Annotated in this window: 12 protein-coding genes; 9 read left to right on the forward strand and 3 right to left on the reverse strand. The window is 70.7% G+C overall.

Going from position 1 to position 13,264, the window contains the following annotated elements:
- The first annotated feature begins 92 nt into the window (after positions 1 to 92).
- The 4 genes from ACIBBD_RS22875 to ACIBBD_RS22890 all read left to right on the forward strand — a co-directional run bounded on the left by ACIBBD_RS22875 (position 93) and on the right by ACIBBD_RS22890 (position 4,009).
- Positions 93 to 689: a M48 family metallopeptidase gene (locus tag ACIBBD_RS22875; protein WP_399421334.1), complete on the forward strand. Its 597-nt coding sequence runs from the start codon at positions 93 to 95 to the stop codon at positions 687 to 689.
- A gap of 139 nt (positions 690 to 828) precedes the next feature.
- Entirely contained in the window at positions 829 to 2,544 is a 1,716-nt protein-coding gene (locus ACIBBD_RS22880; RefSeq protein WP_399421335.1) for a TerD family protein, read from the forward strand.
- A gap of 11 nt (positions 2,545 to 2,555) precedes the next feature.
- Complete coding sequence (locus ACIBBD_RS22885) at positions 2,556 to 3,236, forward strand: AIM24 family protein (RefSeq protein ID WP_399421336.1); 681 nt, start codon at positions 2,556 to 2,558, stop codon at positions 3,234 to 3,236.
- A gap of 17 nt (positions 3,237 to 3,253) precedes the next feature.
- The gene (locus ACIBBD_RS22890; RefSeq protein ID WP_399421337.1) at positions 3,254 to 4,009 is read left to right on the forward strand and encodes an AIM24 family protein; all 756 of its coding nucleotides are present in this window, start codon (positions 3,254 to 3,256) and stop codon (positions 4,007 to 4,009) included.
- Positions 4,010 to 4,070: 61 nt separating this feature from the next.
- Here ACIBBD_RS22890 and ACIBBD_RS22895 read toward each other — a convergent pair whose 3' ends face one another.
- Positions 4,071 to 4,592 carry an NUDIX hydrolase gene (locus ACIBBD_RS22895; RefSeq protein ID WP_399421338.1) on the reverse strand — a complete coding sequence of 174 codons (522 nt, stop codon included), beginning with the start codon at positions 4,590 to 4,592 and terminating at the stop codon, positions 4,071 to 4,073.
- Positions 4,589 to 6,052, reverse strand: a complete 1,464-nt coding sequence (locus ACIBBD_RS22900) for a zinc-dependent metalloprotease (protein WP_399421339.1) — start codon at positions 6,050 to 6,052, stop codon at positions 4,589 to 4,591. The genes ACIBBD_RS22895 and ACIBBD_RS22900 overlap by 4 nt, the downstream gene beginning before the upstream one ends.
- Before the next feature lie 193 nt (positions 6,053 to 6,245).
- Here ACIBBD_RS22900 and ACIBBD_RS22905 point away from each other — a divergent pair, with 193 nt between their 5' ends.
- The 4 genes from ACIBBD_RS22905 to ACIBBD_RS22920 all read left to right on the forward strand — a co-directional run bounded on the left by ACIBBD_RS22905 (position 6,246) and on the right by ACIBBD_RS22920 (position 9,529).
- Positions 6,246 to 7,355, forward strand: a complete 1,110-nt coding sequence (locus ACIBBD_RS22905) for an SDR family oxidoreductase (RefSeq protein ID WP_399421340.1) — start codon at positions 6,246 to 6,248, stop codon at positions 7,353 to 7,355.
- Between the two features lie 194 nt (positions 7,356 to 7,549).
- A complete protein-coding gene (locus tag ACIBBD_RS22910; RefSeq protein WP_399421341.1) occupies positions 7,550 to 8,008 on the forward strand; it encodes a molybdenum cofactor biosynthesis protein MoaE in 459 nt (152 codons plus the stop codon).
- 124 nt (positions 8,009 to 8,132) lie between these two features.
- Positions 8,133 to 8,354 (forward strand): hypothetical protein, encoded by a 222-nt coding sequence (locus ACIBBD_RS22915; protein ID WP_399421558.1) that lies wholly within the window; start codon positions 8,133 to 8,135, stop codon positions 8,352 to 8,354.
- Between the two features lie 80 nt (positions 8,355 to 8,434).
- Complete coding sequence (locus ACIBBD_RS22920; protein ID WP_399421342.1) at positions 8,435 to 9,529, forward strand: PDZ domain-containing protein; 1,095 nt, start codon at positions 8,435 to 8,437, stop codon at positions 9,527 to 9,529.
- Between the two features lie 33 nt (positions 9,530 to 9,562).
- Here the strand turns inward: ACIBBD_RS22920 and ACIBBD_RS22925 are convergent, their stop codons facing one another.
- Complete coding sequence (locus tag ACIBBD_RS22925) at positions 9,563 to 10,105, reverse strand: PPA1309 family protein (RefSeq protein WP_399421343.1); 543 nt, start codon at positions 10,103 to 10,105, stop codon at positions 9,563 to 9,565.
- A 164-nt stretch (positions 10,106 to 10,269) separates the two neighbouring features.
- Here ACIBBD_RS22925 and ACIBBD_RS22930 point away from each other — a divergent pair, with 164 nt between their 5' ends.
- Positions 10,270 to 13,263, forward strand: coding sequence for a UPF0182 family protein (locus tag ACIBBD_RS22930; RefSeq protein WP_399421545.1), 2,994 nt, complete (start codon positions 10,270 to 10,272; stop codon positions 13,261 to 13,263).
- Position 13,264: the final 1 nt, after the last annotated feature.

Genomic DNA, 13,264 nt, shown 5'->3' on the forward strand with positions numbered 1-13,264 from the left:
TCCGTCGTACGGGGCGAAAGCGAGGTGGGGGGACGGAACCGAACCGTCCCCGGGTCGGGACTTGCGCCGTGTGCAGCGGGTAACGTCTGGGCGTGCCCGCCGACCCACTGCACCGCGCCGGAACGCCACAGCGCAGCACGACGAGCCAGCCGCCGAGCGGCTCCGGGGCGAGCGCGATCGAGGTACGCAGGAGCGCCCGCCGACGCCGGACGGTCTCCGCGTACCGCGAGGGCGATCGCACCGTCGTGCTCATCCCTGCCCGGATGTCCGAGGCCGAGGAACAGCGCTGGGTCAACGTCATGCTCGACAAACTGGCCGCCCAGGAGAGCCGGCGCGTACCCGGCGACGCCGAGCTGGCCGAGCGTGCCGAGCGGCTGTCCGCCCAGTACTTCGGAGGCCGGGCCCGCCCCGCCTCGGTCCGCTGGGTCACCAACCAGAACACGCGCTGGGGCTCGTGCACCCCGGCCGAGGGCAGCATCCGTCTGTCGCACCGGCTGAAGGGCATGCCCGAGTACGTCATCGACTACGTCCTCGCCCACGAGCTGGCGCACCTGCTCGTGCCCGGCCACGGCCCCGACTTCTGGCGGCTGCTGGAGGCCTACCCGCGGACCGAGCGGGCCCGCGGCTATCTGGAAGGAGTGGTCGCCGCCGCGCGCCTGCCGCATCCGCCCGGCGCGCGCGACGAGTGAGACCGCCCGCGCGCGGGTCGTCGGGCACCGTCTACGCGCGGGTTGTGTACCGGGTCTGTACCGACATCGTCGGGTGTCCGAGTTTGCCGTTAGCCTGGCGCGACGCACTCGCATTCGGGATGGGGGACGGTCGTTACGCATGCCCAGGGAATTCCAACGCGGCCACAAGGCCAGGATCAGTGACCTCACGGCGGGCACGGATCTGTACGTAGGCGTGCAGATCTCCGCCCCCGGCCTGACCTTCGACATCAGCTGCTTCGGTCTCGACGCCGACGAACGGCTCTCGGACGACCGGTACTTCGTCTTCTTCAACCAGCCGAAGTCCCCGGAGGAGTCCATCCAGCTCCTGGGCGCCCAGGCCGGTGACACGGAGTCCTTCCGCGTCACCCTGGACCGGATCCCGCCGCAGATCCAGAAGCTGTCCTTCACGGCGACCATCGACGGCGCCGGCCAGATGTCGCAGATCAACCCGGGATACATCCGCATCGTCGCGGGCGGCGAGGAGGTGGCCCGGTACGCGTTCGACGGCTCGGAGTTCTCCACCGAACGTGCCGTCATGCTGGGCGACTTCTATCTGAAGGACGTGTGGCGCTTCGCGGCCGTCGGACAGGGCTTCGACGGCGGTCTGGACGCGCTGCTGAGGAACTTCGGCGGCGAGGTCGCCGAGGAAGAGGCGCCCGCCGCCCCGCAGCAGCCGCAGTCCGGTGCCGCTCCAAGCTTCGCCCCGCCGGCCCAGTCCGCCGCACCGCCCGCGTTCGGCGCCCCGTCCGCCCCGGCCCCCGCGCCCGTCCCGGCCCCCGCCCCGCAGCCGCAGCCCGCGGCCCAGGGCTTCGCCCCGCCGGCGGCGACGCCCCCGGCGGCGACACCGCCGCCGGTGCACACCGCGCCGACCATCGTCGCGCCCATGACACCGCCCGGCGGCGTCCAGGTCCCACCCCCGTCCCCGGCTCCCGCACCCTTCGGCCAGCCCGGCCAGCAGCAGCCCTACGGCCAGCCGCCCCAGCAGCAGCCGTACGGCCAGGCCGCCGCCCCCACCGCCCCGCCGCCCCCCGGCTACGGCCAGCCCCAGGCACCCCAGGCCCCGCCCGGTTACGGGCAGCCGACCCCGCCGCCGGGCTACGGCCAGCAGCCCCCGTTCGGGCAGGTGCCGGGCCAGCAGGCGTACGGCGTGCCGCAGGGAGCGCCCCAGGGCGGAGCCGGTGTGGCCGCCGCGCTGGCGCAGTTCAAGGAGACGCCCACCGGGCAGCGCTGGACGCAGCAGACCCGGAAGATGGTCCGCGTCGACCTCGGCATCGGCGGCCAGCCCGTGCTCGCCCGCCAGGGCAGCATGGTGCTCTACCAGGGCAAGGTCGACTTCAGCTACAAGGGCGCCGGATTCGCCGGCCGGATCGTGGGCAACGCGACCGGCCAGGAGATGCAGCTGATGCGCTGTACCGGCCAGGGCCAGGTCTTCCTCGCCGAGAACTCCACGATGCTGCACCCGATCGAACTCCAGGGCGACGGCGTCTGCGTCTCCGCGGAGAACGTCCTCGCGTTCGACGAGGGCCTCCAGTACGAGGTCCGTCGCATCGAGGGCCACGGCATCCCGGGCGGCGCGCTGTTCACCATGCAGTTCACCGGCACCGGCACGGTCGTCGTGAAGACGCACGGCACCCCCGTCGTCCTGCCGGTCACGCCCACCACCTTCGCCGACTGCAACGCCGTCGTCGCCTGGTCGGCCGCCTCCCAGGTGGTCGTCTCCAGCCAGGTGCGGATGCGCCGCAACGCCTACCCCGGCGACACCGGCGAGAGCGTCAACCTGCAGTTCCGGGGCGCGCCCGGCAACTTCATCGTCGTCCAGCCGTACGAGGTCTGAGGGAGCCCGTCATGAACCAGCCGCTCGCGGGCTACGCCCCCGCACCCGTCACCGCCCGCATGGAGAACCACGGCAACCACATGCTGAAGGTCGCCATGCAGACCGGCAACGACCTCCTCGCGCGCGTGGGGTCGATGGTCGCCTACGAGGGCTTCGTCCAGTACGAGCCCAACCCGCCGGCCGTGCGCCAGATCGCGCGCGACTGGATGACCGGCGAGGGAGCACCCCTGATGAAGTGCTCCGGCGACGGCCTGCTGTATCTCGCCGACTACGGCGCCAACGTCGTCGTGATCAACCTCAACGGCGACGGCATCTCCGTCAACGCCACCAACCTGCTCGCCTTCGACGCGCACCTCACCTGGGGCGTCGAGCGGGTCAAGGGGCTGGCGAAGTTCGCCGGACAGGGGCTGTGGAACACCAGGATCTCCGGGCAGGGATGGGTCGCGCTGACCTCCCGGGGCAAGCCGATCGTCGTCGACTGCGGCGGCGGCGAGAACGAGACGTACGTCGACCCCGACGCGCTCGTCGCCTGGTCCCCGAACCTCAAGGTGAAGGGCAAGCGCAGCTTCAGGGCGCAGTCGCTCATCGGCCGGGGCAGCGGCGAGGCCTACCAGATGGCCTTCTCCGGCGAGGGCATCGTCGTCGTCCAGCCCAGCGAGGACAGCACCGACCGCCTCCGGATCCGGGGCTGAGGGGGAGCCAGAGTCACATGCAGAGCCCGCTTTTCGCCTACAACGACCAGCAGACCCAGGAGCGCTGGAGCCTGCAGAACAAGCAGATGCTCCGCGTCACCCTGGAGGGTCACGACGACATCCTCGCCCGCAAGGGCACCATGGTCGCCTACCAGGGCCTCGTCGAGTTCGACGCCGAGTACCAGGGCAGCGACCAGTCACGCGCGCGTGCGCACACCGGTGAGGGCCTGGACCTGATGCGCTGTCACGGCCAGGGGACCGTCTACCTCGCCAACCTCGCCCAGCACGTCCACCTGGTGGACGTGGAGCAGGACGGCCTGACCGTCGACAGCAGCTACGTCCTGGCGATGGACTCCTCACTGCACCACGAGGTCATCGCCGTCGACAGCCTCTACGGCATCTCCGGCTCCGGGAAGTACCAGCTCAACATCACCGGCCGGGGCCGGGTCGCGCTCATGACCTCGGGCGCCCCGCTGATGCTCCAGGTGACGCCCGACAAGTACGTCAACTGCGACGCCGACGCGATCGTCGCCTGGTCCACCGGGCTGCGGGTGCAGATGCAGGCCCAGACGCACTCCTCCGGGGTGTGGCGGCGCCGCGGCAACACCGGTGAGGGCTGGGAGCTCAGCTTCATGGGCACCGGCTTCGCCCTCGTCCAGCCGAGCGAGCTGCTCCCGCCGCAGAACGCCCAGATCGGCTCCGGCATCGGCGCCCAGTACGGGATGGGCCAGCAGGGGGCGCGGGGACAGAACCAGGGCAACGTCTGGAGCTGACCGTCCGGGAAGCAGACGTGAGGGGCGACCGCACAGGAGGTCGCCCCTCATCCGTTCCGGCTCACAGCCGTGACCGTGTCGCCTCGAGCAGCCGTACGACCGACTCGTCCGCCACCTCGGGGACCGCGTCGTAGGGGAACCAGCGCAGGTCCAGGGATTCGTCGCTGATGGCCTGGGTGGCGCCGGGCGGGGCCACGGCCGCGTACTGGACGTCCAGATGCCAGTGGCACGGGGCCGGGATCGGGTGGCGGTCCAGCCGCACCGGGCCGCCCGGCAGCAGCGTCAGCCCCGGGATGCCGGACTCCTCGGTGGCCTCCCGCAGTGCGGCCGCCGACAGCGAGACGTCCTGCGGCTCGCAGTGGCCGCCCATCTGCAGCCACATCCGCAGCTTTCTGTGCAGGGTCAGCAGGACGCGCCCGCGCCGCGGGTCGATCACCAGGGCGCTCGCCGTGAGATGCCCGGCGGCACAGGCCTTCCACATCCCGTCCGGATGGGCCGCGAGATGGTCCAGATAGGCCTGGCGCAGCTCGTGCTGGTCCTCGTACCCCTTCAGGACGAGGACCGCGTCGTCGTGCAGGCTCACTCGGTGCCGTCGCTCTTGCCGTCGTCCTTGCCGTCGTCCGTGGCGTCGTCCTTCTTCAGGTCCGGCTTCTGGCCCGAGCCGCCGTTCGCCGCCTCGCCGAGCATCTTGTCCCACTCGGAGAAGTCCATCTGCTCGCGGTGCACGAAGCCGTCCGGGTCGTCCAGGTCGGCGGCCGTCGGCAGCATGTCCGGGTGGGCCCACAGGGCGTCACGGCCGTCCACACCGCGCGCGTCCGTCAGCGACGCCCACAGCCGGGAGGCGTCGCGCAGACGGCGCGGGCGCAGCTCCAGACCGATCAGCGTGGCGAACGTCTGCTCCGCCGGACCACCCGAGGCGCGGCGGCGGCGCAGGGTCTCGCGCAGCGCGTCCGCGGACGACAGGCGCGGCTTCGCGGCCGCGTGCACCACCGCGTCCACCCAGCCCTCGACCAGCGCCAGCGCCGTCTCCAGGCGGGCCAGGGCCGCCTTCTGCTCGGGGGTGTCCTCCGGCTGGAACATGCCCTGCTGGAGGGCGTCCTGCAGCTGCTCGGGATTCTGCGGGTCGAACTGGCCGACCACGTCCTCCAGCTTGGCCGTGTCCACCTTGATCCCGCGCGCGTAGCCGTCGACCGCGCCGAAGAGGTGCGAGCGCAGCCACGGGACGTGTGCGAAGAGGCGCTGGTGGGCGGCCTCGCGCAGGGCGAGGTAGAGCCGCACCTCCTCCTTGGGCACGCCCAGGTCCTTGCCGAACGTCTCGACGTTGACCGGCAGGAGCGCGGCCTTGCCGGCCGGGCCGAGCGGCAGGCCGATGTCGGTCGAGCCGACGACCTCGCCCGCGAGCACGCCGACGGCCTGGCCGATCTGCGAGCCGAACATGGCGCCGCCCATCGAGCGCATCATGCCGATCAGCGGGCCGGCCATGGCCTGCATCTCCTCCGGCAGGACATCGCCCATGGCCGCGCCGACGCGCTCGGCGACCGGGTCGACCAGCTCCTTCCACGCGGGCAGGGTCGCCTCGACCCACTCCGCGCGTGACCAGGCGACGGCCGAGCCCGCGCCGGACGGCAGGGACGTCGCGTCGTCCAGCCACAGGTCGGCCAGGCGGACGGCCTCCTGCACCGCGGTGCGCTCGCCGGGGCCGACGCTCGTGTCCTTGACGCCGTCGGCGGTGCCCTGGGAGACCGTCTGGCGGGCGATCTGCTTGGCCATGTCCCAGTTCACCGGGCCGCCCTCGTACGAGAGCATCTGGCCCAGCTGCTGGAACGCGGCGCCCAGGTCGGTGGGGTTCAGCGAGCCGAACATGGCAGCGAGCGGATTGTCCGCGCCGGGGCCGCCAAAGCCTCCGGCGCCGGGCAGCCCGCCGAAACCGAACGGGTTGGCCGGTCCCTGACCACCGCCGGTCTGCGGGTCCTTCTTCTTGCCCTCGTCGCCGTCTTCCGGCTCCTCCGGCGGAAGGCCGAATCCGAATGGGGTGTCACTCACGGGGTTCCTCGGCTGGTAAGGCCACCGGCTCTCGTCCGGCGGCGCGGCTGCCCTGCAACACCACCCAGCGTAGACACCCCGGCTCGATCGGGCCTCGGTGCTTCGCCGACTCTCGGCCTGCGGCAGGATGGATGCCACCTGGTACGTACGCGTCACTCGCGCCCGTATGGAAAACAACCGCTGGAGACACCTGGTGAGTTCCCCAGATCCGCAGGTTCGCGCAGCGCGAAACCACTCGACCCCGGCCGGAGGGCGCGGGCCCGTCGTCGCCGTCACCGGCGCCGCGACCGGGGTGGGCGCGCTGCTGACCGAGCGCCTCGCCGCGTCGGACGAGATCAAGCAGGTGGTCGCCATCGACGAGCGGCGGGGGGAGTGCGACGCCGCTCAGTGGCACATCCTCGACGTCCGCGACCCGGCGATCGCCGACAAGTTGCGGGGCGCGGACGTGGTCGTCCACCTCGCGCTCGATCTCGACCTGGGGAGTGACAGCGCCGCCCGGACGGCGTACAACGTGCGGGGAACGCAGACCGTGCTGACCGCCGCCGCGGCGGCCGGAGTGCACCGCGTGGTGCTGTGCACCTCCGCGATGGTCTACGGGGCGCTGCCGGACAACGAGCTGCCGCTGTCGGAGGACGCCGAGCTGAAGGCGACGGCCGAGGCAACCGGGGTCGGCGACCTGCTGGAGATCGAGCGACTGGCGCGACGCGCCCCGCGCGCGCATCCGGGGCTCAACGTCACCGTGGTGCGGCCGGCCGTGCTGGTGGGCGGTACGGACACCGCGCTGACCCGGTACTTCGAGTCGCCCCGTCTGCTCGTCGTCGCCGGGTCGCGGCCGGCCTGGCAGTTCTGCCACGTCGAGGACCTGTGCAGTGCCCTCGAGTACGCCGTCCTGGAGAAGGTCGACGGGGAACTGGCCGTCGGATGCGACGGGTGGCTGGAGCAGGAGGAGGTCGAGGAGCTCAGCGGGATCCGGCGGATGGAGCTGCCGTCGGCGGTCGCGCTGGGCGCGGCGGCCCGGCTGCACCGGATCGGGCTCACGCCGTCTCCGGCGGGCGACCTGGCGTACACGATGTACCCGTGGGTGGTGAGCGGGAGCCGGCTGCACGATGCCGGGTGGCGGCCGCGGTGGACCAACGAGGAGGTGCTGGCGCAGCTGCTGGAGGAGGTGTCGGGGCGGCACACGGTGGCCGGGCGCCGGCTGGGCCGGAAGGACGCGACGGCGGCCGGGGCGGCGGGGGCGACGGTGGCGCTGCTGGGTGCGGCTGCCGTGGTGCGGAGGGCTCGGAAGGCTCGGCGGAGGTAGGGCAGCCGGGGTGAGGGAGCGAGGGCTGTGGCTGCCGGAGGCGGTGGTGGTCGCAGCTCTCCGGGGGACCGCCCGCCGCCCGTACCCACCGCATCGAAAGAGCTCGCCCCTGTAGAAGGCTCCGAACGGCCACCCGCGTGTGCCGGGTGATGACGCTATTCCGCCTCGTCGCGGGTGTGCGGCACGATGAAGGTATGGCACCCAGTAACGATCACCCCGGCGAGCAGACGGCGCAGGACCCCATCAAACTGATCGCGATCCGCGAGACCGCGCTCTCCCTGGACGAGGTATTCACGGCCGTCGGTGACGACGCGGCCGGCGGGACGGCGCTCTTCGTGGGCACCGTGCGCAACCATGACGGGGGTGCCGACGTCGACGCGCTCGGGTACTCCTGCCACCCCAGCGCCGAGGCGGAGATGCGGCGGATCGCGGAGAAGGTGGTCGCCGAGTATCCGGTGCGGGCGCTGGCGGCCGTGCACCGGGTGGGGGACCTGGCGGTGGGCGATCTCGCCGTCGTCGTCGCGGTGTCGTGTCCGCACCGCGGCGAGGCCTTCGAGGCCTGCCGGAAGCTGATCGACGACCTCAAGCACGAAGTGCCCATCTGGAAGCACCAGAGGTTCTCCGACGGGACCGACGAATGGGTCGGCGCGTAGCGCCGTCGTCGAGGAGCGATGGCCGGGCGACGGGAGGCAGGGGGGCGCCTGCTGAGCCCGGGCCCCTCCTCCGACGGCCTCCGGTTGCGTAACCGCACCCCTGCCGTGAGCGTTGTCGGTGCGGATGGTTAATCTGCTGATCAGTCAGTTGCGGTGGCTCGAACGGGGTTGGGAGGTCGGCATGGCGGTGCTCGCCTGGTTGCTGATTCCGCTGGTGGCTGCGATCGGTGCCGGTCTGTGGGGCAGCTGGGCCAACCGGACCCGCAGGTCTCGTGGCGACGGTCCCGAGCTGGACGGGTACGCGAGGTTCCGCGCGGCCATGGAGAAGTCCCACTCCGGTACGTGAGGTGTCGGGGGCCTTGAGGCCGGTGACCCGGGCGGTGGCCCTGACGGTGCGCTGACAGACGCGTCCCGTAGTGTCGATGCATGCCACGCCGCACTGCGACGATGCTCGCCTCCACCCTGATGCTGATCGCGCTCCTGTGCGCGGGAGTACTCATCAACGTGCCGTATGCGGAGATGTCTCCGGGGCCGACGGTGAACACCCTCGGGGAGCACGACGGCGAGCCGGTGCTGCAGATCTCCGGCCGGAAGACGTACGAGGCGACCGGCCACCTCAACATGACCACCGTGCGGGTCACCAGCGCCGACTACCGGATGAACCTCGTCGAGGCCGTCTACGGATGGCTCGCGCACGACAACAAGGTCGTTCCGCACGACACGCTGTACCCGGACGGCAAGACCGAGGAGGAGTCCACCCAGGAGAACGCCGAGGAGTTCAGCCAGTCCCAGGAGAGCGCCAAGGTCGCCGCCCTGAAGGAGCTGGGCATCCCGGTGCAGTCCTGGGTGATCGTCTCCACCGTGGTGAAGGGCTCGCCCGCCGAGGGCAGGCTGCACGCCGGTGACGTGATCAAGTCGGTGGACGGTACGGTCGTGAGGGAGCCCGCCGACGTCGCGGAGCTGGTGACAGAGCACAAGCCCGGCGAGAAGGTCGTCTTCACGATCGTGCCGGCGAAGGAGCAGGCCGCCGCCGAGAAGGAGAACCGGGCGGCGACCAGGACCCAGAGCATCACGATCACCACGGCGACCTCCGACGACGGCGGCGAGAAGCGGGCCATCGTCGGGATCTCCGCGGGGACCGACCACACGTTCCCCTTCACCATCGACATCAAGCTCGCCGACGTGGGCGGGCCGAGCGCCGGTCTGATGTTCGCGCTCGGCATCTACGACAAGCTCACCCCGGGCAGCCTGACCGGCGGGAAGTTCGTCGCCGGCACCGGGACGATCGACGACGACGGCAAGGTCGGGCCGATCGGCGGCATCGAGATGAAGACCGTCGGAGCGCGCAGCAAGGGCGCCCAGTACTTCCTCACGCCCGCCGACAACTGCGCGGCCGCCGCCAAGGACACCCCGAGCGGGCTCACCCTGGTCAAGGTGAACACGATCGACGACGCTCTCGGCGCCCTGAAGGACATCCGCAGCGGCGACACGGCCGACCTGCCGACGTGTGCGGCCAAGTAGCCGCACACACGGTCGGACGGAGGACCGGGGGGACTACTCCTCGAAGGTCGCCGAAAGCGCCTCGGCCAGACCCGGCACCAGCTCGCCGCCGGTGAGGACCTCCGTCGGGCTGTCCTTCTCACGCAGCCGCAGCGCCGACTCGCGGGTGCCGTCCCGCAGGACCGCGACCGTCATCCGGACCTCGTGGCGGTCGGGGTGGTCCGCCACCCACCGCGCCAGCTGCGCCTCGCTCAGCCCCTGCGGGACCTGCGCCTCGGCGGACGGGGGCAGCATCAGCCGCTCCACGGTCAGGGCGCAGCCGACCACGGCGTCGGGCCAGGCGATCGTGGCCAGGAACTCGTCGAGCGGCTTGTCCGTTGGCACTTCGTCCTGCTCGATCGGGGTGAGACCGGTGGTCTCGGGCTCGTCCTGCAGGCCGAGCTGGGCGGCGAGCGAGGGTTCCTGGGCCCGCAGCCGTGCGGTGTCTACGAGGGCGAAGAGGCGGGCGGGCTGGTCCCAGCCGAGGCCGGAGGCGTACTCGTCGATCTCGAGCACGGCCCGGGTGAGCGGGCTCGCCGCCATGGGAGTGTTGGACATGGTCACAATCCTGCCTCGTTCCCGGCCGGAATCGGGAACCGAGTAAACGGTGAGTAAGTTGCATAGGTGTGGGCCCACGATCACGGGGGGCCACCCACGGCCCACGAACACGCGGGCCTGACGGACTCAACAGCGACTTTCGAGGTGCCACCTTGGCTTTCCAGATGCCGGACCGCGGCGGAGGCCCGACGGGGCCACGGATCAGAGTGGGCCGCCCGTCCCGGCGCGTCCGGACCCTGCTCATGACACTGGGCGTCCTTGCCGTCCTCGGCATGGCGTTCACCATGTTCGCCGGGTTCTGGACGGACTGGCTGTGGTACCGGTCGGTGAACTACTCATCGGTGTTCACGACGACCCTGTGGACCAAGATCGGGCTCTTCTTCGTCTTCGGTCTGCTGATGGCGCTCGCGGTCGGCTTCAACATCTGGCTGGCCCACCGGCTGCGCCCGCCGCTGAGCGCCATGTCGATGGAACAGCAGAGCCTCGACCGCTACCGGATGGGCATCGCGCCGTACAAGAAGTGGCTGCTGTTCGGGATCACCGCGCTGGTGGGCCTGATCGCCGGCGCCTCGGCCTCCGGGCAGTGGCGGACCTGGCTGATGTGGGTCAACGGCGTGCCCTTCGGGCAGAAGGACCCGCAGTTCCACCTCGACGTCAAGTTCTACGCCTTCGACCTGCCCTGGTACCGGTTCCTGCTCGGCTTCGGCTTCGCCGCCGTGATCCTCTCCCTGATCGCCGCCGCGCTCACCCACTACCTGTACGGCGGGCTGCGCGTCACCAGCCCCGGCGCACGCGCCACGGCCTCGGCCACCGGGCACCTGTCGGTGCTGCTGGGCGTCTTCGTCGCGCTGAAGGCGGTCGCGTACTGGCTCGACCGGTACGGCCTCGCCGTGAAGTCCAGCGACTTCAAGGCCACCGACAACTGGACGGGCCTCAGGTACGTCGACGCCAACGCCTATCTGCCGGCGAAGACGATCCTGTTCTGCATCGCCGTCATCTGCGCCCTGCTGTTCTTCGCCACCCTGTGGCGGCGCACCTGGCAGCTGCCGGTGATCGGCTTCGGCCTGATGGTGCTCTCCGCGATCCTCATCGGCGGCCTGTACCCGGCGATCGTGCAGAAGTTCCAGGTCCAGCCGAACGAGCAGGCCAAGGAAGCGCCGTACGTCGAGAAGAACCTCAAGGCGACGCGTGAGGCCTACGGCATCGACGGCACGCAGGTCACCGAGTACTCGGGCACGAGCAAGACCCAGGACAAGGCCACCCTGCGCGACGACGTCGACGCCACGGCGAGCATCCGCATCCTGGACCCGAACATCGTGTCGCCGACGTTCCAGCAGCTCCAGCAGATCCGCAAGTACTACGCGTTCCCGGACAACCTCGACGTGGACCGGTACCGCGTGGACGGCCAGGACCAGGACACGGTCATCGGCCTGCGCGAACTGAACCTCGCGGGCGTGGACAAGCAGAACTGGATCAACAACCACTTCCGCTACACCCACGGCTACGGCGTGGTCGCCGCGAAGGGCACCGCCGCCGGCGCCGAGGGCCGTCCGGCCTTCACCGAGTCCAACCTGCCGTCCAAGGGCGTCCTCGGCTCGTACGAGCAGCGGATCTACTACGGCGAGAAGACGACCACCTACTCGATCGTCGGCGGTCCCCAGAAGGAGATCGACTACTCCGACGACAACGGTGAGAAGACCACCAGCTATGAGGGCAAGAGCGGGGTCAACCTCTCCAGCGTGGTCAACCGGGCCGCGTACGCGGTCGCGTTCGGCGAGCCGCAGATCCTGTACTCCGGTGCCATCGGCGAGGGGTCGCGGGTCCTGTACAACCGCACGCCGAAGGAGCGCGTCGAGGCGGTCGCCCCGTGGCTGACCATCGACGGCGACGCCTACCCGGCGGTCGTGGACGGGAAGATCCAGTGGATCGTCGACGCGTACACGACCACCAACGGCTACCCGTACGCCTCGCGTACGACCCTCGGTGACACGACCGCCGACTCGCTCACCGCGACCAACGACAACCGCGCGGTGGTGGCCCAGCAGAACCAGGTCAACTACATCCGCAACTCGGTGAAGGCGACCGTCGACGCGTACACCGGCGAGGTCGAGCTCTATCAGTGGGACACCCAGGACCCGGTCCTGAAGACCTGGATGAAGGCGTTCCCCGGCACGGTGGAGAAGAAGTCGGCGATCTCCGACTCGCTGATGGCCCATCTCCGGTACCCGCAGGACCTGTTCAAGGTCCAGCGCGAGCTGCTCACCCGCTACCACGTGAAGGACGCGACGACGTTCCTCAGCGGCAGCGAGGTGTGGCAGGTGCCGGACGACCCGACCAACAAGTCGGGTGACGCGGTGCCGCCGTACTACCTGAGCATGAAGATGCCCGACCAGAAGGCGCAGGCGTTCTCGCTGACGACGACGTTCACGCCCAACGGACGGGACAACCTCAGCGCGTTCATGGCGGTGGACTCCGAGGCGGGCACGGCCGACTACGGCAAGATCAGAGTCCTCAAACTGCCGACGAGCACCACCGTGGACGGACCCAAGCAGGTCCAGAGCCAGTTCAACTCCGAACAGGACATCGCCGAGTCCATCAGGCTCCTGAGGGGCGGCGACTCGGAGGTCGAGTACGGCAACCTGCTGACGGTGCCGCTCGACGGGGGACTGCTCTACGTGGAGCCGGTCTACGTACGCGGTGGTGGACTCAAGTACCCGCTGCTGCGCAAGGTGTTGGTGACCTACGGAGGCAACACCGCCTTCGAGGACACCCTCGAGGAGGCCCTCAACAAGGTCTTCGGGACGGAGGGCACGGTCCCGACGCCGCCGTCGGACGACGGCGACACCACGACCCCGCCGCCGACGTCCACCAACCCGACGGTCGAGGAGGCCCTGAAGGACGCCCAGGAGGCCTTCACGGCCGGCCAGGAAGCCCTGAAGAAGCCCGACTGGGACGCGTACGCCCAGGCGCAGAAGGATCTCGAGGCCGCGCTGCAGCGAGCCGCGAAGGCCCAGGCCGCGGCGGACGCGAGCGGGAGCGGCGGCAGTGGTGACAAGGCCACCAGCAGCCCGAGCCCGAATCCGAGCACCAGCCCGAACGCGGGCGGCAAACCCGCCGCGAGTCCCAGTGGCCCTCCGAGCAGCAGCCCCAGCGGTTGAT

The sequence above is a fragment of the Streptomyces sp. NPDC051315 genome (genome assembly GCF_044455165.1).
Taxonomy (GTDB): domain Bacteria; phylum Actinomycetota; class Actinomycetes; order Streptomycetales; family Streptomycetaceae; genus Streptomyces.

Excerpts from the sequence above, each read along its gene's own strand:
- ACIBBD_RS22880 (WP_399421335.1), top strand. The coding sequence starts at position 829 with ATGCCCAGGGAATTCCAACGCGGCCACAAGGCCAGGATCAGTGACCTC.
- ACIBBD_RS22885 (WP_399421336.1), top strand. The coding sequence starts at position 2,556 with ATGAACCAGCCGCTCGCGGGCTACGCCCCCGCACCCGTCACCGCCCGC.
- ACIBBD_RS22890 (WP_399421337.1), top strand. The coding sequence starts at position 3,254 with ATGCAGAGCCCGCTTTTCGCCTACAACGACCAGCAGACCCAGGAGCGC.
- ACIBBD_RS22910 (WP_399421341.1), top strand. The coding sequence starts at position 7,550 with ATGGCACCCAGTAACGATCACCCCGGCGAGCAGACGGCGCAGGACCCC.
- ACIBBD_RS22915 (WP_399421558.1), top strand. The coding sequence starts at position 8,133 with ATGGTTAATCTGCTGATCAGTCAGTTGCGGTGGCTCGAACGGGGTTGG.
- ACIBBD_RS22920 (WP_399421342.1), top strand. The coding sequence starts at position 8,435 with ATGCCACGCCGCACTGCGACGATGCTCGCCTCCACCCTGATGCTGATC.
- ACIBBD_RS22925 (WP_399421343.1), bottom strand. The coding sequence starts at position 10,105 with ATGTCCAACACTCCCATGGCGGCGAGCCCGCTCACCCGGGCCGTGCTC.
- ACIBBD_RS22930 (WP_399421545.1), top strand. The coding sequence starts at position 10,270 with ATGCCGGACCGCGGCGGAGGCCCGACGGGGCCACGGATCAGAGTGGGC.